The organism is Bradyrhizobium sp. UFLA05-108, assembly GCF_059803455.1.
The window spans coordinates 56,458-79,850 of record NZ_JBANAZ010000003.1; the positions used below are offsets into that span (position 1 = coordinate 56,458).

21 protein-coding genes are annotated in these 23,393 nt (G+C 63.6%); 12 read left to right on the forward strand and 9 right to left on the reverse strand.

From position 1 onward, the window contains the following. Nucleotides 1-156 precede the first annotated feature (156 nt). On the reverse strand, nucleotides 157-1,416 hold the full coding sequence (locus SO140_RS02825) for an MFS transporter (protein ID WP_498541809.1): 1,260 nt from the start codon (nucleotides 1,414-1,416) through the stop codon (nucleotides 157-159). 57 nt (nucleotides 1,417-1,473) lie between these two features. Further along, the gene (gene tyrS, locus SO140_RS02830; protein ID WP_449380790.1) at nucleotides 1,474-2,727 is read right to left on the reverse strand and encodes a tyrosine--tRNA ligase; all 1,254 of its coding nucleotides are present in this window, start codon (nucleotides 2,725-2,727) and stop codon (nucleotides 1,474-1,476) included. 159 nt (nucleotides 2,728-2,886) lie between these two features. On the opposite strand from tyrS, the gene SO140_RS02835 reads away from it, so the two are divergent. Beyond that, a complete protein-coding gene (locus tag SO140_RS02835) occupies nucleotides 2,887-3,990 on the forward strand; it encodes an anhydro-N-acetylmuramic acid kinase (protein WP_449380791.1) in 1,104 nt (367 codons plus the stop codon). Between the two features lie 93 nt (nucleotides 3,991-4,083). Next, a complete protein-coding gene (locus tag SO140_RS02840; RefSeq protein ID WP_449380792.1) occupies nucleotides 4,084-4,761 on the forward strand; it encodes a glutathione S-transferase family protein in 678 nt (225 codons plus the stop codon). A 15-nt stretch (nucleotides 4,762-4,776) separates the two neighbouring features. On the opposite strand, the gene SO140_RS02845 is transcribed toward SO140_RS02840, so the two are convergent. From SO140_RS02845 to SO140_RS02855, 3 genes are all read right to left on the reverse strand, one after another. Further along, nucleotides 4,777-5,289 carry a DUF1697 domain-containing protein gene (locus tag SO140_RS02845; protein WP_449380793.1) on the reverse strand — a complete coding sequence of 171 codons (513 nt, stop codon included), beginning with the start codon at nucleotides 5,287-5,289 and terminating at the stop codon, nucleotides 4,777-4,779. A gap of 12 nt (nucleotides 5,290-5,301) precedes the next feature. Then, the gene (locus SO140_RS02850; protein WP_027524593.1) at nucleotides 5,302-5,949 is read right to left on the reverse strand and encodes an alpha/beta hydrolase; all 648 of its coding nucleotides are present in this window, start codon (nucleotides 5,947-5,949) and stop codon (nucleotides 5,302-5,304) included. A 379-nt stretch (nucleotides 5,950-6,328) separates the two neighbouring features. After that, nucleotides 6,329-7,276 carry a LytTR family DNA-binding domain-containing protein gene (locus SO140_RS02855; protein ID WP_498542301.1) on the reverse strand — a complete coding sequence of 316 codons (948 nt, stop codon included), beginning with the start codon at nucleotides 7,274-7,276 and terminating at the stop codon, nucleotides 6,329-6,331. Nucleotides 7,277-7,320: 44 nt separating this feature from the next. Here SO140_RS02855 and SO140_RS02860 point away from each other — a divergent pair, with 44 nt between their 5' ends. The 9 genes from SO140_RS02860 (at nucleotide 7,321) to SO140_RS02900 (ending at nucleotide 16,233) form a co-directional block, all read left to right on the forward strand. Then, nucleotides 7,321-8,514 carry an acyltransferase family protein gene (locus SO140_RS02860; RefSeq protein ID WP_498542302.1) on the forward strand — a complete coding sequence of 398 codons (1,194 nt, stop codon included), beginning with the start codon at nucleotides 7,321-7,323 and terminating at the stop codon, nucleotides 8,512-8,514. A 50-nt stretch (nucleotides 8,515-8,564) separates the two neighbouring features. Continuing rightward, entirely contained in the window at nucleotides 8,565-9,704 is a 1,140-nt protein-coding gene (locus tag SO140_RS02865; protein ID WP_498542303.1) for a cysteine desulfurase family protein, read from the forward strand. 113 nt (nucleotides 9,705-9,817) lie between these two features. Continuing rightward, complete coding sequence (gene sufB, locus SO140_RS02870) at nucleotides 9,818-11,314, forward strand: Fe-S cluster assembly protein SufB (RefSeq protein ID WP_449380797.1); 1,497 nt, start codon at nucleotides 9,818-9,820, stop codon at nucleotides 11,312-11,314. Nucleotides 11,315-11,444: 130 nt separating this feature from the next. Further along, a complete protein-coding gene (gene sufC / locus SO140_RS02875; protein WP_449380798.1) occupies nucleotides 11,445-12,197 on the forward strand; it encodes a Fe-S cluster assembly ATPase SufC in 753 nt (250 codons plus the stop codon). An 11-nt stretch (nucleotides 12,198-12,208) separates the two neighbouring features. Beyond that, entirely contained in the window at nucleotides 12,209-13,516 is a 1,308-nt protein-coding gene (gene sufD / locus SO140_RS02880; protein ID WP_449380799.1) for a Fe-S cluster assembly protein SufD, read from the forward strand. After that, nucleotides 13,513-14,760, forward strand: coding sequence for a cysteine desulfurase (locus SO140_RS02885; protein WP_449380800.1), 1,248 nt, complete (start codon nucleotides 13,513-13,515; stop codon nucleotides 14,758-14,760). Before sufD ends, SO140_RS02885 begins: the two co-directional genes overlap by 4 nt. Next, nucleotides 14,757-15,128: an SUF system Fe-S cluster assembly protein gene (locus tag SO140_RS02890; protein ID WP_449380801.1), complete on the forward strand. Its 372-nt coding sequence runs from the start codon at nucleotides 14,757-14,759 to the stop codon at nucleotides 15,126-15,128. The genes SO140_RS02885 and SO140_RS02890 overlap by 4 nt, the downstream gene beginning before the upstream one ends. 62 nt (nucleotides 15,129-15,190) lie before the next feature. Then, nucleotides 15,191-15,589: a HesB/IscA family protein gene (locus SO140_RS02895; protein WP_449380802.1), complete on the forward strand. Its 399-nt coding sequence runs from the start codon at nucleotides 15,191-15,193 to the stop codon at nucleotides 15,587-15,589. Between the two features lie 182 nt (nucleotides 15,590-15,771). Beyond that, complete coding sequence (locus SO140_RS02900) at nucleotides 15,772-16,233, forward strand: TfoX/Sxy family protein (protein ID WP_449380803.1); 462 nt, start codon at nucleotides 15,772-15,774, stop codon at nucleotides 16,231-16,233. Nucleotides 16,234-16,437: 204 nt separating this feature from the next. Here the strand turns inward: SO140_RS02900 and SO140_RS02905 are convergent, their stop codons facing one another. The 3 genes from SO140_RS02905 to SO140_RS02915 all read right to left on the reverse strand — a co-directional run bounded on the left by SO140_RS02905 (nucleotide 16,438) and on the right by SO140_RS02915 (nucleotide 20,547). After that, nucleotides 16,438-17,505: a GGDEF domain-containing protein gene (locus SO140_RS02905; RefSeq protein WP_498542304.1), complete on the reverse strand. Its 1,068-nt coding sequence runs from the start codon at nucleotides 17,503-17,505 to the stop codon at nucleotides 16,438-16,440. A gap of 233 nt (nucleotides 17,506-17,738) precedes the next feature. Beyond that, nucleotides 17,739-19,265 carry a DEAD/DEAH box helicase gene (locus SO140_RS02910; protein ID WP_449380805.1) on the reverse strand — a complete coding sequence of 509 codons (1,527 nt, stop codon included), beginning with the start codon at nucleotides 19,263-19,265 and terminating at the stop codon, nucleotides 17,739-17,741. A gap of 319 nt (nucleotides 19,266-19,584) precedes the next feature. Further along, nucleotides 19,585-20,547 carry an AraC family transcriptional regulator gene (locus tag SO140_RS02915; protein WP_449380806.1) on the reverse strand — a complete coding sequence of 321 codons (963 nt, stop codon included), beginning with the start codon at nucleotides 20,545-20,547 and terminating at the stop codon, nucleotides 19,585-19,587. A gap of 299 nt (nucleotides 20,548-20,846) precedes the next feature. On the opposite strand from SO140_RS02915, the gene SO140_RS02920 reads away from it, so the two are divergent. Continuing rightward, nucleotides 20,847-22,364 carry a caspase family protein gene (locus SO140_RS02920; protein WP_449380807.1) on the forward strand — a complete coding sequence of 506 codons (1,518 nt, stop codon included), beginning with the start codon at nucleotides 20,847-20,849 and terminating at the stop codon, nucleotides 22,362-22,364. A 75-nt stretch (nucleotides 22,365-22,439) separates the two neighbouring features. Here SO140_RS02920 and SO140_RS02925 read toward each other — a convergent pair whose 3' ends face one another. Then, on the reverse strand, nucleotides 22,440-23,327 hold the full coding sequence (locus SO140_RS02925; RefSeq protein WP_474797336.1) for a carbon-nitrogen hydrolase family protein: 888 nt from the start codon (nucleotides 23,325-23,327) through the stop codon (nucleotides 22,440-22,442). Nucleotides 23,328-23,393: the final 66 nt, after the last annotated feature.

Consider the following 23,393-nt stretch of genomic DNA (forward strand, 5'->3'; position numbering starts at 1 on the left):
ACCATCAATTTGCGCTGACATTTTCGTCATGACAGACAAAACACCGCAAGCGTGGCTTTGAGCCTGAGGATTTGCACATTTTGTTGCCGGAACACATGCATTCGCCGTCCGTAGTTCTCCGGTGACAACGGGGAGTGCAGGTTACCTCCGGTACACCTAGCGCCGCAAGGCGGGTACAACCAGAAAGGGAATCATCCCGAGCATCACGCTCGCAAGTGCGAAGGCGAGCAGCGGATTGTAACTCTGGGTCGCGTCGTGGATCAGACCGCCGCTCCAGGAGCCGAATGCCGAGCCAAGCCCGCTGCCGATCGAAATGCTGCCGTAGATCGTGCCGACGCGCTTGCCTCGGAAGATCTTCATCGCGGTGGCGGAGATCAGCGGTCCCCGCGAGCCCATCATGCTGCCGAAGCAGACGACGAAGCCGGTGAGCAGGAGGGTGCTCGGATTGTACTGCAACAGCCACAAGAGGATGATGCCGAGGATCGAGATCGCGTAGCTCAGCAGCACCGAAGGCCTGCGACCGATCAGGCCATCGAGCGCGGACACGCCGAGCATGCCGAACACCAGCACGACGCCGGAAAATCCCCAGGCGGTTGCGGCCTGCAAAGGCGGGAAGCCCGCATCGATCAGATAGGCGACGATCTGGGCCGCGATGGAGTACATGCCAACCGCGGTGAAGAAGAAGGTCGAGAACAGCGCCCAGAACGCGTGATGACGCATCGCGCGCAGAAGCGTCCAGCCTTCGTCGACGAAATCGGGATCGGTCCTCTTCACGACGTGCGGCGAGCCCGTGGCAAACATCCGCCACGGCAACAGCAGCAGTGGAAGCAAGAGGCCGAGCGCTGCGAAGCCGAACATCTCGTAGGTGCCGCGCCAGCCGACATGGTCGATCAGGATCTGCGAGATCGGCAGCAGCACGAGCACGCCCCCGCCCATCGCCGAGTAGACCACCGACATCGCAGTCGGCAGGCGTGGGCCGAACCAGCGGCCGAGCAGGATCGAGTTCGGCACGATGCCGATGAACGCGATGCCGACGCCGACGCAGAGACCGATCGAGAGCTGGAACTGCCAGAGATAGTTTGCGTGCGCCGCGATCAGGAAGGCGGCGCCAAGCAACAGCAGCCCAAGCGCATAGACGCTGCGCGGCCCGGAATGGTCGAACAGGCGTCCGACGAACGGCGCGGTGAGGCCGCTTGCGAGCCAGGTCAGCGAATAGACCGAGACGATCTGAGCGCGATCCCAGCCAAAGCTCTCCGAGATCGGCTTCAGGAACACCGTGAAGCTGTCGCCGAGCCCGCGTCCGAGCACAGACAGTGTGAAGCATAGCGCGAGCACGACGAGGGCAGTGCGCACATGCGCACCCGACTGTGCTGCGGCATTTCCTCTGCCGTCCGCCTTGGGCGTGTTCTGATCCATTGCCCGTCAGGGAGCGCGTTTCCACGCGCCCTGGCAAGCAGTGAAAAGCTCATACGCCTATGCGGGCTTGACGAGGACGTGCTTCTTCTTGCCGAGCGAGAGCTTGATCACGCCCTCCGGCGTGAAATGGGCCGGCGTCAGCGTCATCTTCTCGTCGGTGACGGATTCGTCGTTCACCCTGAGACCGCCACCCTTGATCTGACGCCGCGCTTCGCCGTTGGAGACGACGAGGCCCGCCTTGACGAAGGCGTTGAGCACGCCGAGTCCGGCCTCCAGCTCGCCACGCGGAATTTCGACAGTGGGGAGCGTCTGCGCCAGCGCGCCTTCCTCGAACGTTCGTCGCGCGGTCTCGGCCGCTTCATTTGCCGCGTCGCGGCCGTGCAGCAGCGCAGTCGCTTCCGTCGCGAGCACCTTCTTCGCCTCGTTGATCTCCGAGCCCTGGAGCGCCTCAAGCTTCCTGACCTCGCTCATCGGCAACGTCGTGAACAGTTTTAAGAACTTGCCGACGTCGGCGTCCTCGGTGTTGCGCCAGTACTGCCAGAAATCGTAAGGGCTGAACTGGTCGGCGTTGAGCCACACTGCGCCTTGCGCGGTCTTGCCCATCTTGGCTCCGGAGGCGGTCGTGAGCAGCGGCGTCGTCAGTGCGAAGAGTTGCGGCGATCCCATGCGGCGGCCGAGATCGACGCCCATGATGATGTTGCCCCACTGGTCGGAGCCGCCCATCTGCAATCGGCAGCCGGCGCGCTGCGAGAGCTGCACGAAGTCGTAGGCCTGGCAGACCATGTAGTTGAACTCGATGAAGCTCATCTCCTGCTCGCGCTCGAGGCGCAGCCGCACGGAGTCCATGGTCAGCATGCGGTTGACCGAAAAATGCTTGCCGACATCGCGCAGCATCTCGATCCAGTTGAGCTTGGTCAGCCACTCCGCATTGTCGAGCATGACGGCGTCGCTGGCGCCGTCACCGTAGCGCAGCACCTTGGCGAACACGCCGCGGATCGAGGCCTTGTTGGCCTCGATCTCGGCAATCGTCCGCATCGCGCGCGTCTCGTCCTTGCCGGAGGGATCGCCGACCATGGTGGTGCCGCCGCCCATCAGCGTGATCGGCTTGTTGCCGGACTGCTGGAGCCAGTGCAGCATCATCATGGTCAGGAAGTTGCCGATATGCAGCGATGGAGCGGTGCAATCGTAGCCGACATAGGCCGTCGCCTCGCCCTTGGCGGCGAGCGCGTCCAGCCCCTCGAAATCGGAGCACTGGTGGACGAAGCCCCGTTCCTGCAAAATATTGAGGAAATCCGATTTAAATGCACTCATCTGTCGACGGCTCTGATCATTCTTATTTTACGGTAATTGCGGCCAGTGGCGGAACCCGGAAGGAACGGACTGCCGCGTCGCAGCGCGCTGTGGCATTATAAGATGTGCTTGTTTGATACAAGCCAGGCGTCGGGGTAGGAAGACGTCGAGGCTTACGGGATGATGTTAACCGCACTCGGTCTGATGAGCGGGACCTCGCTTGACGGGGTGGACGTTGCATTGATCGAAACGGATGGAAAGCAGATCAAGGCGTTCGGGCCGTCCGGCTACCGGCCTTACAGCAATGCCGAGCGCAGCCTCTTGCGCCGGGCGCTCACCGAGGCTGTCCATTTGCCGCGGCGCGATGCCCGGCCGGGGGTTCTGGCCGAGGCTGAGCGTGTGGTGACGCTGGCCCATGCCGAGGCGGTCGCCGCCTTCACTGCTCAGAACCGGATGAAGCCGGAGGAGATCGACATCGTCGGCTTCCATGGCCAGACCGTGCTGCACCGGCCCGAGCGGCGCTTGACGGTGCAGATCGGCGACGCGTTGGCGCTGGCAAAGGCCATCCACATCCCGGTGATGCATGATTTCCGCGCCGCCGACGTCGAGGCCGGTGGGCAGGGCGCACCCTTCGTGCCGGTCTACCACCGGGCGCTGGCGCAATCGTTGGAGCGCGAGGGGCCGATCGTCGTCGTCAATATCGGCGGCGTCTCCAACATCACCTATATCGACGGCAACGATACGCTGATCGCCTGCGATACCGGTCCCGGCAACGCGCTGCTCGACGACTTCATGTACCGGACCATGAACCAGACCTTCGACGCGGAAGGAAAGTTCGCCGCGCTCGGGAAGGCGGATGAAGCCTGGATCGCGCGGGCACTTGAGCTGCCGTTCTTTGCACTACCGCCGCCGAAGTCGCTCGACCGCAACGATTTTGCCGCCCTGAAGCTCGGCGACGCGCAACCGGCCGATGGGGCGGCGACGCTCACCGCATTCACGGCCGCCGCGATCGCCCGCGTCATTCCGCTGCTGCCGCGGCGGCCGAGGAGCTGGATCATCTGCGGCGGCGGCGCGCGCAACCTCACGATGCTGCGCATGCTGCGGGAGCGGGTGGGATCGGCGACGGTGCAGGCCGCCGAGACGCTCGGCTGGGCCTCCGATGCCATCGAGGCGCAGGCTTTCGGCTTCCTGGCCGCGCGTGGCATGAAGGGACTGCCGCTATCCTACCCGGCCACCACGGGCGTGCCGATGCCGATGACGGGCGGGGTGATCGCAAGGCCTTAGGTCACGGGCGGTTGATGCAAATGCATCGATCTTGACTCGTTCATGCAGATGCATATATGTTGATGCAGTTGCATCGAACCCGGGATCTCCGTCATGGCCGCGGCCCTCAAACTGATCAGCCACAAGCTTTGCCCTTATGTGCAGCGCGCCGTGATCGCGCTGACCGAAAAGGGCGTGCCGTTCGAGCGGATCGACATCGATCTCGGCAACAAGCCGGACTGGTTCCTGAAGATCTCGCCGCTCGGCAAGGTACCGGTGCTGGTGGTCACGACCGCGCAAGGCGAGGTCGCGCTGTTCGAGAGCAACGTGATCTGCGAGTACATCGAGGAAACGCAAGGAGGCCGCAAGCTGCATCCGGCCGACGCGCTGAGGCGCGCCGAACATCGCGCCTGGATGGAGTTCGGCTCCGCGATCCTCGGCGATCTCTGGGGCCTGGAGACCACGACTGATCCGGCGGTCTTTGACAGCAAGCGTCAGGCGTTGTCGGTCAAGTTTGTCCGCGTCGAGGCCGCGCTGGGCGCGGGCCCGTTCTTCGCCGGCGCATCATTCAGCCTGGTCGACGCCGTGTTCGCGCCGATCTTCCGCTATTTCGACGTGTTCGATGAGCTCGCCGAGCTCGGCATCTTCAAGGATTTGCCGAAGGTTGGCGCATGGCGAGCGGAGCTTGCCATGCGTCCGAGCGTTCGCAGCGCGGTGGGGGCCGATTATCCGCAATTGCTGCGCGCGTTCCTGGTGCGCCATGACGCGCATCTGTTGAAGCTTGCCGCGTAAAGCGCGCCTGAGCCTTCACAGCTCCGCGGCCATTTTCGCCAGCGTCGCAATCGTGTTCATGTTGCGCGCAGTGCCAGCCTTGGCGGCGGGGATGACGAGCTTCGACGTGCCCATGCCGTCGCCATAATGCACGTAGATCTCGCGGCGACCGAGCCGGACTTCCTCATCCTTCTGGCCGCGGATGCCCGTAAGCGTGTCTGCGGGCGGCGCCTTGTCGAGGAAGATCGCCATGGTGCGGTTCGGCGCAGCTTTCGGAAAGGGATTGTCGGCCGCAACCTGCGCCATCTCTTTTGCGCTGCGCACGAGCACGCCGACCATCGCGCCGGCGTAGCCGTGCAAGCGCTTCTCCAGCGCGGCCTTGATCGCGCTTTCGGACTTGCGGCTGGTGAACACCACATTGCCGCTGGCGATGTAGGTGCGCACGGCTGCAAAGCCGAGCTCCTCGCACATCGCCTTGAGCTCGCTCATCGGCAGCTTGCCGGTGCCGCCGACATTCACGGCACGCAGCAAGGCGACGAAGGAGCCCATTTTGGCAGGCCTCTAGCGCACGTTGGCGAGCCGCATGTCGAGATAGGCGGTGATGGTCTCCATCAACGGCTCGAGCTTGCCGTCGAAGAAATGGTTGGCGCCGGGGATGACCTGCTGGTCGATCACGATGCCCTTCTGCGTCTTCAGCTTCTCCACCAGCGTGTTGACGTCCTTGGGCGGCACCACCGCATCCTTTTCACCGTGGACGATAAGCCCCGAGGACGGGCAGGGCGCGAGGAAGGAGAAGTCGTAGAGATTGGCGGGCGGGGCGATCGAAATAAAGCCCTCAACCTCGGGGCGGCGCATCAAAAGCTGCATGCCGATCCAGGCGCCGAAGGAGAAGCCGGCGACCCAGCAAGCGCGCGCTTCGGGATTGATGGTCTGAGCCCAGTCAAGCGCTGCTGCTGCATCGGACAATTCGCCGGTGCCATGGTCGAACGAGCCCTGGCTGCGGCCGACGCCACGGAAGTTGAAGCGCAGCACGGAGAAGCCGCGATGTGCGAAGGCGTAGTAGCACTGGTACACGATCTGATGGTTCATCGTGCCGTGAAACTGCGGATGCGGATGCAGGATCATCGCGATTGGCGCGTTCTTCTGCTTGGCCGGATGGTAGCGGCCTTCGAGACGGCCTGCAGGGCCGGCGAAAATGACTTCAGGCATGATGGTCTCTTGATTGATTCCCTCGAGATGATCCTCAGCAATCAACCGATTGTGGCGGCTTCACCGGCTGCAAAGCCGACGAAAGTGCGCATGGGAGTGGAAGGGGCGCCCTCGGATGATGCGCGAGTGGCGCGCGGGTGAACTGACGCGCGCGTTCTAACACGAGGCAAGGGTCAAAAAGCAAGCTTCTTCAACATCTCGCAATGCGCTCAAGAGCTTAGCTGGTCATCGCGGTGTCGCGAGCGCCTCGCCGCACGCAGCGGTGTGGCCGCCCGGGATCGCTCAAATCGACGACGAAAATCGGCGTTGAGGCCGGGCGCCCCAGTTAAACGATTGGAATCACGCCGATTTATCGGCCGTTGGATGGTCCTGGGGCGATTCACACAGGAGCCGTGCGGTTTCCGAGCGAGGCAACCGCTGGCCGGTAGCGCCGGCTGCCCTGGAGGGTTTGCCCGTTGTCGAAGGTGAGTTCGAAATCCCCAGACGGTTTCAGGTCCACGCCTCTCACCCGATCGAGATTGGCAAGTTTCGTCCGATGGACGCGAACGATGGCGAAGCGCGAAAGCTCGCTTTCGGCCGTGGCGAGCGTGCCCCGGATCAGGTGTTGGCGGCCGTCGATCAGGCTGTATTCAATGTAGTTGCCGGCGGAGGCGACCCAGAGAATGTCGCGCGGCGCGAGGCGAATGCGACTTGCACCGTCCCGCAGCCAGATCAGATCGGCGACAGGCGGCTGTCGCGCGTCGGCGGCCCTGGCAGCCAATGCGGCCCGTTTCAGCTCGCGCCGACTCTCGAATAGCCAGATCGTTCCCCCGATCAGGAGGGCGGCCACGGCATCCTTGCGAAACTCGTATGAGATCGTCGCAAACGAGAAATGGAAATCGTAGGTGCTCCCCGCGAGCCAGAGCACGAGCTTCCTGATCCAGACCATGCCGGTGATGTGGAGGGTCGAGAAGCCGACCACGGCAAGCGCTCCGATAGCCACCCGGACGACGAGCCCCAGGCTACGGTGCATGCGCCGGATGGCCAGCACCAGGAGCGGGACGGTCAGCAGGACGACGGCGATGCTCGACATCTCCCAGAACAGCCGCCGGCCGACATCATAGCTGTCGCCGCGCCAGGCGGCATCCTGCGCGCCGGAGAGTGCATTCACGATTCCGACTGCGAGCGCGACGGCTGTGATCGCGCCGAACATCGTCCAGTCGCTGCCGCTGATCCCAAAAAGCCCACCGCTCGTCCCAGGGCGCGACGCCTCATCCCGCGTGTTGCGGTCCTGATCCCAAACCGGCTCGACGCGCTCGGCTTGTGGGGCATTTTCGGTGTCAGCCATGGCCCCAAAACCGCGTTTGGCGTCCCCTCAAGGAGCAGAAAACCATGTCAACACCACAGCAAATCTCGACCTCGGAGCGGCGCATCGATCTGGACTGGGTGCGGATTGGCGCCTTCGGGCTCCTGATCTTCTACCACGTCGGCATGCTCTACGTGTCCTGGGGATTTCACATCAAGAGCACGCACAGGCTGACCTGGCTCGAGCCGTTGATGCTGGTCCTCAATCCCTGGCGGCTCTCGCTTCTGTTCCTGGTTTCCGGGGTTGCGACGAGGTTCATGCTCGACAAGTTCCGCCTTGGCTCGTTCGTTGGCGCGCGGTCGGCTCGGCTCCTGATCCCCCTGATCTTCGGCATGCTGGTGATCGTGCCGCCGCAATCCTACCTCCAGATAGTCGAAAGCCTCGGCTATCCCGCGGGCTTCGTCGATTTCTATGCCCATCATTATCTCGCTTTCGGGGCGCAGTTCTGTCCGAACCCTTGCATCGTCCAGCCGACCTGGAACCATCTCTGGTTCGTGGTTTACCTGTGGGTCTACACGATGGCGCTGGCCGGCGTGCTCTGGCTATGGCCGGCCCTGACGGACCGGCTCAGTGCGAGGCTTGCTATTCTGCTCACAGGGCCCGGGCTCCTGATCCTGCCGTGTCTGCTCTTCGCGGCTTGGCGCCTGTTTCTGTTCCCGGCTTTTCCCTCCACGCATGCACTGTTTGGCGACTGGTACAACCACGCGGACTATGCAGCGGCATTCCTGATCGGCTTCCTGCTGGCGAAGCAGATTAGCGTCTGGTGCGAGATCGAACGCCTGCGCTGGGCGGCGCTGCCACTCGCAGCCGCTTGCTTCCTCATCTTGATCCTGCTGTTCGCCGGCCTGCTCGCGCCGTCGCCGCTGCTGAAGAAGTGCGCCAGCATCGCCTATGGCTGCTATCAGTGGTTCGCAATGGCTGCGGTGCTCGGTTTCGCACGTCGGCACTTCACGGCCGACGGACCTGTGCGCCGCTATCTCACGGACGCGATCTTCCCGTACTACATCGTGCATCAGACCGCGATCATCATGATCGCGCACGCACTGCGCGGGAGCGGCTTCTCGGCCGGGATCGAGGCCTCCGTCGTCGTCGCCGGTACCGCGCTCACATGTGTGGTCACCTATGAGATAGTGCGGCGCATTGCGTGGTTGCGGCCGCTGTTCGGAATGCGGACGGGGTTCCGCCGCCTGCCCGGGATCGCGCAGCAACAACCGGCCTGATGCGGGCGGGTCCCGATTGGCGCAATGGCAAAAGGTGCTAAGAGGGCGGCATGCCAACCCGCGTCTATCTCGACTGGAATGCGACCACGCCGCTGCGCCCTGAGGCGCGGACGGCGATGGTTGCGGCCTATGATCTCGTCGGCAATCCGTCCTCGGTCCACGCCGAGGGGCGGGAGGCGCGGCGGCTGGTCGAGGCGGCTCGTGCGGCGCTCGCGGGTGCGGTTGGCGGCCTGCCGCGAAACGTCATCTTCACCTCGGCGGGAACCGAGGCCAATGCGCTGGCGCTGTCGCCGGGTCTAAAGGGGCCCTCTGGCCGCCCGGCGGAACGGCTTCTCGTGTCGGCCGTCGAGCACGCCTCCGTGCTGGCAGGCGGCAGGTTTCCGGCCGATGCCATCAGCCAGATTCGGGTGACGTGGTCAGGCGTCGTCGATCTCGACCACCTCAAAGCGCTGCTGGGTTCCGGTCCGCCGGCGCTGGTCTCGATCATGGCCGCCAACAACGAGACCGGCACATTGCAGCCCGTGGCGGAAGCCGCGCGGATCGTCCATGAGGCGGGCGGGCTTCTGCATGTCGATGCAATCCAGGTGCTTGGCAAGATGCCATTTGATATCAAGGAGGTAGGCGCCGATCTTGCCACCTTCTCTGCCCACAAGATCGGCGGTCCCAAGGGGATCGGCGCATTGGTGGTGGCCGAGGGCGTGACAGGGCTCGAACCGGTGCTGCGTGGTGGCGGGCAGGAACTCGGCCGTCGGGCGGGAACCGAGAACGTAGCGGGCATTGCCGGCTTCGGCGCGGCCGTGAGGGCGGCCGTTCAGGCTCTGGCGGAGGATGCGGAACGGCTGCGAAACCTCCGGAATCGCTTGGAAAATGGCTTGCGCTCGGTTCCCGGTGTGGTGATCTTCTCGGAGGAGGTCGGGCGGTTACCCAATACCACTCTGTTTACCGCGCCGGGGCTGAAGGCCGAGACCGCCGTGATTGGCTTCGACCTTGAAGGTATCGCTGTATCTTCGGGCTCAGCCTGTTCATCGGGAAAAGTGCAGCCGTCGCACGTGCTTTCCGCGATGGGATTCGACCCGAAAACGGCGCAGGGAGCGGTGCGCCTAAGTCTGGGCTGGTCCACGCAGGGGGCGGACATCAATCGGGCCCTTGAGGCTTGGCGAAAGCTCGGTAATAACCTACTTAGAGAGTAAGCGACGAAACACGGCTTGAACGGTTCTAAGCGCGTGCTTTCCGCATAGAAACATCGTAATAGTCGTTCGAGTTTGATCCACCGCGGTCCTTGAAACCGCGAGCGGAGGATGGAATGCCAGCCGTACAAGAGACGGTCGAGCGCGTGAAGCGCATCGACGTCGACCAGTATCGTTATGGGTTTGAAACCCTGATCGACTCCGAGAAGGCCCCGAAGGGTCTGTCGGAAGACATCGTAAAATTCATTTCCGGGAAGAAGAACGAGCCCGCCTGGATGCTCCAGTGGCGGCTCGAGGCCTATCGGCGCTGGCTGACCATGACCGAGCCGACCTGGGCGCGCGTCGACTATCCCAAGATCGACTTCCAGGACATCTACTACTACGCGGCGCCCAAGCCGAAGAAGACGGTCTCATCGCTCGATGAGATCGATCCGGAGATTCTGAAGACCTACGAGAAGCTCGGCATCCCCTTGCGGGAAGTGGCGATGCTCGAAGGCATCGAGCCGAAGCCTGGCGAGGAAGATCCTGCCCGACGCAAGATCGCCGTCGATGCGGTATTCGACTCCGTCTCGGTTGCGACCACCTTCAAGGCCGAGCTGAAGAAGGCCGGCGTCATCTTCATGCCGATCTCGGAGGCAATCCGCGAGCATCCCGAGCTGGTGCAGAAGTATCTCGGCTCAGTGGTGCCGACTTCTGACAATTTCTACGCGACGCTGAACTCGGCGGTGTTCTCGGACGGCTCGTTCGTCTACGTGCCGCCGGGCGTACGCTGCCCGATGGAGCTGTCGACCTATTTCCGCATCAACGAGCGCAACACCGGCCAGTTCGAGCGCACGCTGATCATCGCGGATAAGGGCTCTTACGTCTCCTATCTCGAAGGCTGCACCGCGCCGCAGCGCGACGAGAACCAGTTGCACGCCGCCGTGGTCGAGCTCGTCGCGCTCGACGACGCCGAGATCAAATATTCGACGGTGCAGAACTGGTACCCCGGCAACTCGGAAGGCAAGGGCGGCATCTACAACTTCGTCACCAAGCGTGGCGACTGCCGCGGCAACAATTCCAAGATATCCTGGACCCAGGTCGAGACCGGCTCGGCCATTACCTGGAAGTACCCGAGCTGCATCCTGCGCGGCGACAATTCGAGCGGCGAGTTCTACTCGATCGCGATCTCGAACGGCTTCCAGCAGGTCGACTCGGGCACCAAGATGATCCACCTCGGCAAGAACACCTCGAGCCGGATCATCTCCAAGGGCATCGCGGCCGGCAAGTCCCAGAACACCTATCGCGGTCTCGTCACCGCGCACCGCAAGGCGACCGGCGCGCGCAACTTCACCGCCTGCGACTCGCTGCTCATCGGCGACAAATGCGGCGCGCACACCGTGCCGTACATCGAGGCGAAGAACTCCTCGGCCACCTTCGAGCACGAGGCGACGACCTCAAAAATCTCCGAGGACGTGCTGTTCTACTGTATCCAGCGCGGCCTGAGCCAGGAAGAAGCCGTCGGCCTCGTCGTCAACGGCTTTGTGAAGGATGTGCTGCAGCAGCTCCCGATGGAGTTCGCCGTGGAAGCGCAGAAGCTGATCTCGATTAGCCTCGAAGGCAGCGTGGGCTAGTTCTGGCCTCATCCTGAGGAGGCCGCGCAAGCGGCTGTCTCGACGGATGGTAATCGGAAAGATTGTTGGCCTCATCCTTCGAGACGCGCCTTCGGCGCTCCTCAGGACGAGGGGATAGATGGAAAAAACAATGGCTTTGCTTGAAGTGAAAGACCTGAAAGTTCGTGTCGAGGAGCGTGAGATCCTTCACGGGCTGACGCTGACCGTGAACGAGGGTGAGGTGCACGCGATCATGGGGCCGAACGGCTCCGGCAAGTCGACGCTCTCCCATGTCATCGCTGGCAAGCCCGGCTATGAGGTCACCGACGGCCAGATCCTTTTCAAGGGCGAGAACCTCCTGGAGATGGACCCGGAAGAGCGCGCCGCCAAGGGCGTGTTCCTGGCGTTCCAGTATCCGGTCGAGATCCCCGGCGTTGCCACCATGAACTTCCTGCGCACCGCGCTGAATGCACAGCGCAAGGCGCGCGGCGAGGACGAATATTCGACGCCGGACTTCCTGAAGAAGGTCCGCGAGGTCTCGAAGTCGCTGAACATCCCGCAGGACATGCTCAAGCGCGGCGTCAATGTCGGCTTCTCCGGCGGCGAGAAGAAGCGCAACGAGGTGCTTCAGATGGCGCTGTTCGAGCCGAGCCTGTGCATCCTCGACGAGATGGACTCCGGCCTCGACATCGACGCGCTGCGCATTGCGGCTGATGGCGTCAACGCGCTGCGCTCGCCCAAGCGCGCGATGGTGGTGATCACCCACTATCAGCGCCTCCTGAACTACATCGTGCCTGACTTCGTGCACGTGATGTCGAAGGGCCGCGTCGTGAAGAGCGGCGACAAGCAACTGGCGCTGGAGCTGGAGGAGTCCGGCTACGCCCAGTTCGAGGACGCTGCGTAAGGGATTTTGCGATGAACGTTGCTTTGGTCAAGACCGGGAACGGCCGCGCGGTGAGCGATCTCTTCACCAGCGCCGAAGGCCGGCTGCCTGGTTCCCCTGCGGTCGCAGCAGTGCGCCGCCAGGCCTTCGAGACCTATGAGCGTCTCGGCCTGCCGCACCGTCGGCTCGAGGAATGGAAATACACCGATCTGCGTGCACTCGTCGGCGAGGTGCTGCCACTTGCGGCCGTCCCGGATGCGGCGGCGCTGTCGCGCGCGGCCGAAGCCGTAAAGACGCATGCGTTTGCCGGTGCCCGCAAGCTGGTGCTGGTCGACGGCGTGTTCGCGGCCGATCTTTCCGACGTTAAGGCGCTCGCATCCGAGGTCAGCGTCAAGACGCTGCGCGAAACGCTGGAGAAGGAGTCAGGCGATCTGCTCGCGACGGCCTCGACGGACGCGATGATCTCGCTGAACGCGGCGATGGCGACCGATGGCGTTGTGGTGTCGATCGCGGACGGCGTGCAGCTTTCCGCGCCGGTCCAGATCATCCACGTCGCGACCGCCGCGTCTGCGTCCGCATTCACCCGATCGCAACTGCGAATCGGCAATCGCGTCCGAGCCACCATTATCGAGAGCTTTGTCGCGGCCGGCGCTGCGGCCTACCAGGTCAACGATGCCGTGCTGGTGACGATCGGCGACAACGCCGATGTCGCGCATATCCGCCTGATGGACGACGCGCCGGACGCGGTGAACATCACCTCCGAGATCGTCACGGTCGGCGCGAACACAAAACTCAACTTCTTCAACATGACGACCGGCGGCGCCGTCAGCCGTCTGCAAGGCTTCATTACGCTCGCAGGCGAGGGCAGTGAGCTCGCGGTCAATGGCGTGAACCTGCTGAAGAAGACCGAGCATGGCGATACGACGCTGGTCGTCGACCACGCCGTTCCCCATTGCACCAGCCGCGAGATCTTCCGCGCCGTGATCGATGATCGCGCCCATTCGGTGTTCCAGGGCCGCATCATCGTCCGTCCCGACGCGCAGAAGACCGACGGCAAGATGATGACGCGGGCGCTGCTGCTCTCGGACGAAGCCGAGGCCGACAACAAGCCCGAGCTCGAGATCTTTGCCGATGACGTCTCTTGCGGCCATGGCGCCACCGCCGGTGCGCTCGACGACAGCCTTCTGTTCTACCTGCGTGCCCGCGGGCTGCCTGAGAAAGACGCCCAGGCGCTGCTGATCCAGGCTTTCGTCGGCGAGGCGATCGAGCAGATCGCCGATGATGACCTGCGCGAGCACGTGATCGGCATTGCCGAGCGCTGGCTAGAGGGCCGGTCATGAGCACGCATCCGGCAGTCCTGAACGGTTCTTATGACGTAGCAAAGGTGCGCCAGGATTTCCCGGCGTTGGCGATGCAGGTCTACGGCAAGCCGCTGGTCTATCTCGACAACGCGGCCTCGGCGCAGAAGCCGCAATCCGTGCTCGACCGCATGACGCAGGCTTACACAAGCGAATACGCCAATGTACACCGCGGCCTGCATTACCTCGCCAATGCGGCGACGGAAGCCTATGAGGGCGGCCGCGCCAAGGTCGCACAGTTCATCAACGCGCCCCGTACCGAGGAAGTCATCTTCACCCGCAACGCGACGGAGGCGATCAACCTTGTCGCGTCGTCCTGGGGCGAGCCCAACATCAAAGAGGGCGACGAGATCGTCCTCTCGATCATGGAGCACCACTCCAATATCGTGCCCTGGCATTTCCTGAGGGAACGCCATGGCGCGGTGATCAAGTGGGCGCCGGTCGACGATGAGGGCAATTTCCTGATCGACGAGTTCGAGAAGCTGCTGACGGCGAAGACCAAGCTGGTCGCAATCACGCAGATGTCGAACGCGCTTGGCACCATCGTGCCGGTCAAGGACGTCGTGAAAATCGCGCACGCTCGCGGCATTCCCGTGCTGGTCGACGGCAGCCAGGGCGCCGTGCATCTGCCGGTCGACGTCCAGGACATCGGCTGCGACTTCTACGTCTTCACCGGCCACAAGGTCTACGGGCCGACCGGCATCGGCGTGCTCTGGGCCAAGTACGACCACCTCGTCGCGATGCGCCCCTACAACGGCGGCGGCGAGATGATCCGCGAGGTCTCCCGCGACATCGTCACCTATGGCGATCCCCCGCACAAGTTCGAGGCCGGCACGCCCGCGATCGTCGAGGCGGTCGGGATTGGCGCGGCCATCGACTACGTCAATTCGATCGGCAAGGAGCGTATCGCTGCGCACGAGCACGATCTCCTGACCTATGCCCAGGACCGCCTGCGCGAGATCAACTCGCTGCGGCTGATCGGCACGGCGCGCGGCAAGGGCCCGGTGATATCCTTCGAGCTGAAGGGTGCGCATGCCCATGACGTCGCCACCGTGATCGACCGCCAGGGCATCGCGGTGCGCGCCGGCACCCACTGCGTCATGCCGCTTTTAGAGCGGTTCAACGTGACCGCGACGTGCCGGGCATCGTTCGGCATGTATAATACGAGGGACGAAGTCGACCATCTGGCACAGGCGCTTTTGAAGGCGCGGGATTTGTTCGCATGAGTGACACGGCCGAAATCAAAGCCAATCCGATGGAAACGCATTCGGCGCTGCCGCCGGAGGAGACCGAGCGTCTGACGCGCGAGATCATCGCCGGGCTCAAGACCGTATTCGATCCGGAAATTCCCGCCGACATTTACGAACTCGGCCTGATCTACAAGGTCGAGATCAGGGACGACCGCTCCGTCGACGTCCTGATGACGCTGACGACGCCGAATTGTCCGGCCGCCGGCGAGTTGCCGACGATGGTCGAGAACGCGGTCGCTAGTGTCCCCGGCGTCGGCGTTGTCGACGTCAAGGTCGTCTGGGAACCGGCTTGGTCACCGGAACGCATGAGCGACGAGGCGCGCCTCGTGCTCAACATGTGGTGACACCAATCTGGCTCTTGCATATACGGCATTGAACTTGCTCCGCAACGGACCACATGAGTGACATGACCCAGGCATCACCAGCTACTCCCTCCAAGCCGCGGCGTCCGCGCCCGCAGGTGATGCGGCTGACGGATGCCGCCGCGCAGCGCATCACCGAGCTCACGCAGCGCGCGGACTCCGAAATCGTCGGACTGCGCGTCGGCGTGAAGAACGGCGGCTGCGCGGGGCAGTCCTACACCGTCGAGTACGCCCATGAGATCCGGCCGACCGACGAGGTCGTCGAGGACAAGGGCGTCAAGATCCTGGTCGATCCCAAGGCCGTGCTGTTCCTGCTCGGCACCGAGATGGACTACAGGGCCGACAAGATGCAGGCCCAGTTCGTCTTCAACAATCCCAACCAGATCTCAGCCTGCGGCTGCGGCGAGTCGGTGGAGTTGCGACCGGCCAAGGTCGAGGGGTAACTCCGCTCTCGCCAATCACTCCGCTGTCGTCCTGGCGAAAGCCAGGACCCATACCGCGTGATCTCTCGTGGGTGATAGGTCTCAGTACCGGCGCTGGTACGACTAACGGTCTTCGCTAAACTGCTCCCTGGGGTAATGGGTCCTGGCTTTCGCCAGGACGACCATTCGGAGAGAGCGTGCACATGGACCGCGAATTCCTGATCGACCTGTTCGCTGATTTCGGCCCCGTTACCATCCGGAAGATGTTTTCCGGCTACGGCATCTCCGCCGACGGCACCAATTTCGCGCTGGCCTTGCGCGCCGGGCTGTTTTTCCGCGCCGATGAAGTGACGATCCCGAGCTTTGAGCTCGAAGGCTCAGGGCCCTTTCAGTACCAGACCCGCGCCAAGACAGTGACGGTGAATTCCTACTGGCAGTTGCCCGCGCGCCTGTTCGACGATTCCGAGGAGCTTGCCGAGTGGGCGAGAGCCGCGCTCGCCGCCGCCCAGCGCGCCAAGGTGAAGAAGCGGCCGAAGGCGGCAAAGAAGGCGGCAGCCAAGCCTGCGAAGAAGGCCGCCGTGAAGAAGCCGCTGAAGAAGAAACAAGCAGCCAAGAAGGCGGTTCGTAGGGTGGGCAAAGCGAAGCGTGCCCACCACTCAAGATAACGATTGGAGAGATGGTGGGCACGGCGCTGCGCGCCTTTACCCACCCGCGGCAGCTAGCGATGCCTGACGACCTCATCCTGAGGAGACCGCAGAGCGGTCGTCTCGAAGGATGGCCACGGGTGAAAGCATGGCCTACATGGTTCGAGACGCCGCTTCGCGCCTCCTCACCATGAGAGTCATACACTCCGCGCGCAGCAAGCGGCTTCAAGCCACCTGGCCGCGCCTCTCGATGCGATACTCCGGATCGGCCTCGCAGATCACGCGGTTGCGGCCGTTGCGCTTGGCGGCGTAGAGGCAGGCATCGGCGCGCTCGATGAGGGAGTCCGTGTCGTCGGTCGGCTTCAGCATGGAGACGCCGACCGAGATCGTGACGCGGCCGAGGATCTCGCCGGTCGATTTCTTCTTCAATTCCTTCGCCATGACGGCGCGGCGGATGTGGTCGGCGACGGTGAGCGCCTGGCGCAGCGCGGTGCTGGGCAGTACGACCGCGAACTCCTCGCCACCATAGCGCGCTGTGATGTCCTGGCCCTTGATGGTCTGCTTCAGCGACAGGCCGACGAGCCGCAGCACCTGGTCGCCGGTGAGGTGTCCGTAGGAATCGTTGAACGACTTGAAGTGGTCGATGTCGAACAACAGCAGCGACAGCGGCTCGCCGCTCGCGAGCGCGTTCTGCACGGCCATGCCTATCATGCGATCGAAATATTTGCGGTTGCCGAGGCCGGTGAGGGGATCGGTGAGGCTCTCGGCGCGGATCGCCTCGAGGCTTTGCTGGAGATTGCTGATCTCGTTCGCGGACAAGGTCAGCCGGTCCTCCAGTGCCTTGTTGGTCTCGCGCATGTCGCGCGTCGCATGGAGCAGCGTGTCAACGATCGCCTTGATCTGATCGCTGTCCTTGGCCGTGGACAGCTTTGCGGCGGCGCCCGACAGGCTCGCGTCGTAGGAGGCAGACATGCCGAGCGCTTCGCTGAGCACCTTCATGACGTCGTCGATCTCGCCGATGACGCGCGCGCCAACCTTGTCGATGCGGTCGGTGGTCTTGATGTGGGAGAGATAGGTCTCGTAGATCTGCTCGAGATCGGCTTCCGTCAGCTTGCCGTTGCGCTCCAGCGTCTCGTTGATGATCTTGTTCAGCGGGGCGTTGTAGCCGGTGGCGTAGACGTACCAGATCTCGTAGTTGCGGGGAATTGCGGTCTGCTTGAGCGATCGGATCTGGCCGAGCGCCACCTCGGCGAACGCCATGGTGCGTTCGTGTTCGTCGAGCAACTTGACCACAGAAACATCCCCACAGCAGCCGATGCGCCTCCGACTGCAGCAATGCTTAAATTATGGGGCTGAGGCTAAAGGACGATTCTGAACGGCCGGTAAACGGCTGTTTTCTGAAGCCTGATCCGGGACCCGAAGGGCCGCGCTAGCGCGAAGTGTGCCGCGGCTTTTTCTCGCGACAAACGCGAAACGCGTTTGCGCGGAAATCATGCTCAGACAAACAACCTAAAGCGCAGCGCGCTTTAGGCGCCGGCGGGGGAGCGGACTGGTCGCAGCAGGAACGCCGGAAGATGCGAATGATCGCCGGGCTCGCTGTCGGCCTCGCGTTGCGGACGGCGCGGCTCGGGCCGGCCGATCGAGGGCACATGCGACGTATTGGCCTGCTGGCGCGAGCTGTGCCGCGACTCGCCGGTGTGCCTTGCTTCGCGCGCTGGCTTTGGCTCGCGTGAAGGCTTTGGTTCGCGTGAAGGCTTTGGCTCGCGTGCAGGCCTCGCTTCCGCTGCTGGCCTTGCGTCCGCGGCGTGACGCGCGTCACCGGGCTGCTCATGGCCGCGACGCGACTTGCCGCGACCGCCGCGCGAACGCTCTCGGCCACGCGGCTCGCGCGAACGCTCGGTTGGCTCGGCGGATTCGCTGTGGACCTCGAACTCGCCTTCGGCGCGCGGAATGTTCTGGCCGATCAGCTTTTCGATCGCGGCCATCGACTTCTGGTCGAGCGGGGTCACGATCGATATCGCGGTGCCGGTGCGGCCGGCGCGCCCCGTACGACCGATGCGGTGAACGTAATCGTCTGGATGATGGGGGACGTCGAAATTGAAGACGTGGCTGACCTCGGGGATATCGAGGCCGCGGGCGGCGACGTCGGAGGCGACCAGCAGCGGCAGCTCGCCTTTGCGGAACTGATCCAGCGCTGCCATGCGGGCCGGCTGGTCCATGTCGCCGTGCAGAGCGCCGACGCTGAAGCCGTGCTTCTGGAGCGATTTGTGAACGATCGCGACCTCGCGCTTGCGATTGCAGAAGATGATCGCGTTCTTGAGATCCTTGGCCTCGCGCAGCAGGCGGCGAAGCAGTTCGCGCTTCTCGTGCGCCTCGCGTCCGGCGGGAACCTGGGATTGCGTGACGGTGACGGCCGTGGTGGCGGGCTTGGAAACCTCGACCTTCTGCGGATTGTGCAGGAAGGCCTCGGTGATGCGCCGGATCTCCGGCGGCATGGTCGCGGTGAAGAACAACGTCTGCCGCGTGAAGGGGACGAGCTTGCAGATGCGCTCGATGTCGGGAATGAAGCCCATGTCCAGCATGCGGTCGGCTTCGTCGATGACGAGCAGCTCGACGCCGGTGAGCAGGAGACCGCCGCGCTCGGTATGGTCGAGCAAGCGACCGGGGGTCGCGATCAGCACGTCGACGCCGCGCATCAGCTTGGCATCCTGGTCGCCGAAGGAGACGCCGCCGATGAGGAGGGCGACGTTGAGCTTCTGGCCGGCGCCGTAGCGGTCGAAGTTTTCCTTGACCTGGGCGGCCAGCTCGCGGGTCGGCTCGAGGATCAGGGTGCGCGGCATGCGCGCCCGGGCACGACCCTTTTCGAGGATGGTGAGCATCGGCAGCACGAAGGCAGCGGTCTTGCCGGTGCCAGTCTGGGCGATGCCGAGCACGTCCTTGCGTGCGAGGACGTGGGGGATCGCCTGTTCCTGAATGGGGGTGGGGTTGGTGTAACCGGTGGCCGCCACTGCGGCGAGGACTTTTTCGGATAGTCCGAGATTTGAAAAGGACATTGAGCCTCTAGTCGAAACCGCCGTTCGGAATCGAGGGTAATAAGGCTGTCGCGCTCCACCCCAAAACGGCGCGCTCTCAAAGAAGCTGGGGGTGCTGACTTACGCGAGCAAGGATTTGCGCGAACAACGCGCCAAACTCAGGAATCGCGTTTCGATACCGAGCCGCGTTGCCCGGAACATAGGGGGGAATCGGCCAAAGTCAATGGAGCAGGCGCGGGAAGGCTCTAAAAAGCCTAGCGTTTTTATTCAAATTGCAGGCGAAGTTGGGTTTTTCGCCCGGTCACCGGCCGGGCGACCGGGGTGAGGCCAAGGAGCGTGGTTAACCCTTCTCGGCCGCCTGGGCCCGGAAATCGCCCGGTGCCAGCCCATAGGCCGCGTTGAACACCCGGTAATAGGTGGCAAGGCTTTCGAACCCGCAGGCGGAGGCGACGTCGGCAATCAGCCGCTCCGGCGTTTCGCGCAGGAGGCGGCGGCTTTGCGCCAGACGTTGCTCGGTCACGGTCTGGGAGAAGCTCTTCTCCGCCATTTCAAAGAGCATGTGGAGGTGGCGCAGGGACACGCCGAGCCAGTCGGCGACCATCGCCGGAGACAATCGGGGATCGTTCAGGTGTCTGTCGATCAGGCGGCGCGCCAGTGACAGGCGCCCGACACGCAGCGCGTATTGTCCGCGGCGGCCCGCCGACCTGACGATGCCGCGCTCGATCAGGGCGAGGGTGGCCAGTGCCTCCACCAGCGGCTTGGTGCGCGAAGCTTCTTCCTCATCGGCGAGTTCACCGAGCTCGGCAAAGGCGGCATCGAGCAGGGAGGCCAGCGCAGGGTCGCCGAACGGCTTCGGCGTGAGGTCGCGAACGCGCCTGTCCTGCGCGGGGATGCCGACCACCGGGATCTTCAGGATCCTCAGGTGAAAGCCGGCAGTGCCGAGCGGCAGGGTGCGATAGGGCAGGTCGGTATGGCTGGTGGCAAACCTGCCGCTTTCGATGGCAAAATCGCTGCTGCGCATGCCGCCGAACCAGCCGCCGCTGCCGAGCTGCTGGTAAACGCAGATGCTGTCGCTGGCCGCGTCCGCAATGTCGGCCTTGCTACGCTCCACCCGGTAGGGCGAGGCCTTGAGCTCGACGAGGCCCGCCCCGCCGACCTGCCGCAGCGTGAACTCGCCGGAGAAATCCGCGCGCTGCTCCCGCGCAAGTTCCGCGGTGACGCCGAACAGGCCCTTGGCGCGCACCTCCCGCCAATAGTCGAAACGGTCCTGCGGCTCGACTTCGTCGGTGCACCAGCGATACACGAAAGACCCTCGGGTAGACAGGCAATACCATTCAAGCAAAAGCAGATTCCGCTCGAACCGGCCATAGGACAGATCGCGCAGGGGTATCCACTGTACGCTTGCCTCGCCCTCTTGAACCCCTGCCAGGGCTTGGCCGACTATGACATCAGCGGCCGCAGGAACGCATAGAGCATGATCCGGAAAAGTGTGAAGCGGTTTTCCGAAAAGATCATGCTCAAACAACGACCTAAAGCGCGATGACGATGCATCCCAATCTCATCGCGCTTTAGGGCAATCTTCCTGCAAACGGGGATCTTTCGATGACGCGCAGGCTTCTTTCGATTTTGGCGGCCCTTGGCATCACCGCCAGTCTGACGGCGTTCGCCGGCCCCGTGCACGCCGAAAAACGCGTTGCGCTCGTCGTCGGCAACAACGACTACAAGAACGTTCCAAAGCTGCTCAAGGCCGTCAACGACGCCCGCACCATGGGCGATACGCTGAAGCAGCTCGGCTTCTCCGTGATGGTGGCCGAGAATCAGAGCCGCCAGCAGTTCACCGAGACGCTGCTTGCTTTCGACCGGGCGATCGACCCCGGCGACACCGCGTTCTTCTTCTATGCGGGCCACGGTTTCGAGATCGCGGGCCAGAACTATCTCTTGCCGACCGACGTGCCGGCGGCGACCGAAGGCCAGGAAGAGCTGGTGCGCGACTCCTCAATCCTCGCCGACCGCATCGTCGAGCGCCTCCAGAACAAGAAGGTGCGCACCTCGATCCTGGTGTTCGACGCTTGCCGCAACAACCCGTTCGAGCGGACCGGCACGCGCGCAGTCGCCGGCGGCGGCGGGCTTGCGCCGATGACGCAGTTGCCTGAAGGCGTGTTCTCGGTGTTCTCCGCCGGTCCGCGCCAGACCGCGCTCGATCGTCTGTCGAACGATGATGCCAATCCCAATTCGGTGTTCACGCGCACCTTCGCCAAGGAGCTGTTGCAGCCCGGCGAGAACCTCGTGCAGGTGGCACAGCACACGCGACGGCTGGTCAGCGAGATGGCCGACACCGTCAAGCACAAGCAGGTGCCGGTCTATTTCGACCAGATGGTCGACGACGTCTTCCTGAGCGGCACCGCCAAGGCCGATGCCGCGCCACGGCCGGCCGATCCGGCGCCGCAGAAGGTCGCGGCGTTGCCGCCGGTCTCGGTGCCGCGCGTGCCGAAAGAGGAAGCTACCAACGCACCGATCGCGAGCTTCTCGCGCCACAATGGTGGCTGGTCGGTGGTCTTCTCCTTCGCCGATCCCACGCTCGGCATTTCCTGGCGGATGGCAGGCCAGGGCGATTTCCGCGAGACCGGCTTCATCGATACGCTCGATCCGCGCACCCGCAAGCGGCTGCCCAATCCGTCGATCGAGCTGCCGCCGGACGCGCAGGCCGGCACCATCGAGGTCCGCTATGTCGACGCGTCCGGCGACATGCAGGGCCCGTTCCCGATCAAGTTCGATCCCGAGGCCGCGCTGCTCCGCGACCAGCGCAAAATCCTCGACATGACCGCGACGAGCTGGCTGTCGTTCCGCGAGTTCAACGGGCTGCTCGTCTACTACACGCACCTCGTGTCCTACCGCTGCGCAATCCGCGAGGTCCGCATTGGCATCGACACCGCGGTTCCCAATCAGGTGCTGAAGATGCCTCCTTGTGACATGCGCGACCCCACCGCGATCTCCGCCGGCATGCCGCTCTACATGAAGCTCGCGCCCTCAACGCAGGTCGTGTCGGTGGAACTGACTTATCGCGACGGCAGCGTGTCGGAGATCAAGAGCTTTCGCACCGCGAACCGCAGTAACAATTGAGGGGCTCGATTGAGCGATCATGCCGGCTTCTGGCAACCCATGCTCTGCCCCACCGTTGAGCCAAGGGGTGAGTTTTCAGATGGGCGCCGTCAAGTATCGCGAGTAGATATCCGCGCGCCTGTCTGTCGCGAGCCCGACATAGCTTCGATAGCGGGCAACGTCATCAATGTCGATTTCCGCGCGTACGACGTCCTCGTCCTCCGTGGTGGATTGCGCGAGAATCTTGCCATCCGGCGCAACGATGATGCTTCGGCCCATGAATGCGCAATTGCCTTGCCTGCCGGCGCGATTGCAGCTCAGGAAGAAGACGCCATTCTCGGTTGCGCGCGTGTAGGCGCGGTGCGCGAAGATCTGCTCGTCTTCCAGGGGCTTGTCTCTCGGGCGGAACGACGCCCAGATATTCGTGACGATCTGAGCGCCTTGCATCATGAGTGCCCGCGTCAACTCCGGAAACCGAATGTCATAGCAAATCTGCATGCCAATCGGCCCCAACTTCGTCTGCTGCACCGAGATGCTCTCGCCGGCGACGAAATATAGCTTTTCCAGATGCCAGCGATGAATCTTGTAGTAGGTGCCGAGCACGCCGTGAGGGCCAATCAGCATTGACGCATTGTGCATCACGCCCTGCTGCATCGGGTGACGAAGAGCCAGCCCGACGACAACATGGAGGCTGTGCTCACGGGCGAGATCGCACAGCGACGTGATGAATGGCCCATTCTCGGGTTCGGCGGCCTGGAATAATCGGAAGGCATATTGGTCGGCTCCGCCGGATTCCGGGCTGAAAGGGGCGCCGGGCGTCAGCGGCTCCACATATCCCGTGTTCGACAACTCCGGGAATACGATCAACTGCGCGCCTGTCTTTGCCTCCGATCGCATGGCTGCCTGCATTCGCTCGAGATTTGACGCCGGCTCCAGCACTTGGACGTCAAACTGGATCAAGCTCACGTTTACCTTGCTGGTCATCGCTTGTCCGTTCTCCTGTCGCGGCCCCGACGATCCGCGCGTAGCGCCCACTGCTCGTGTTCGGTC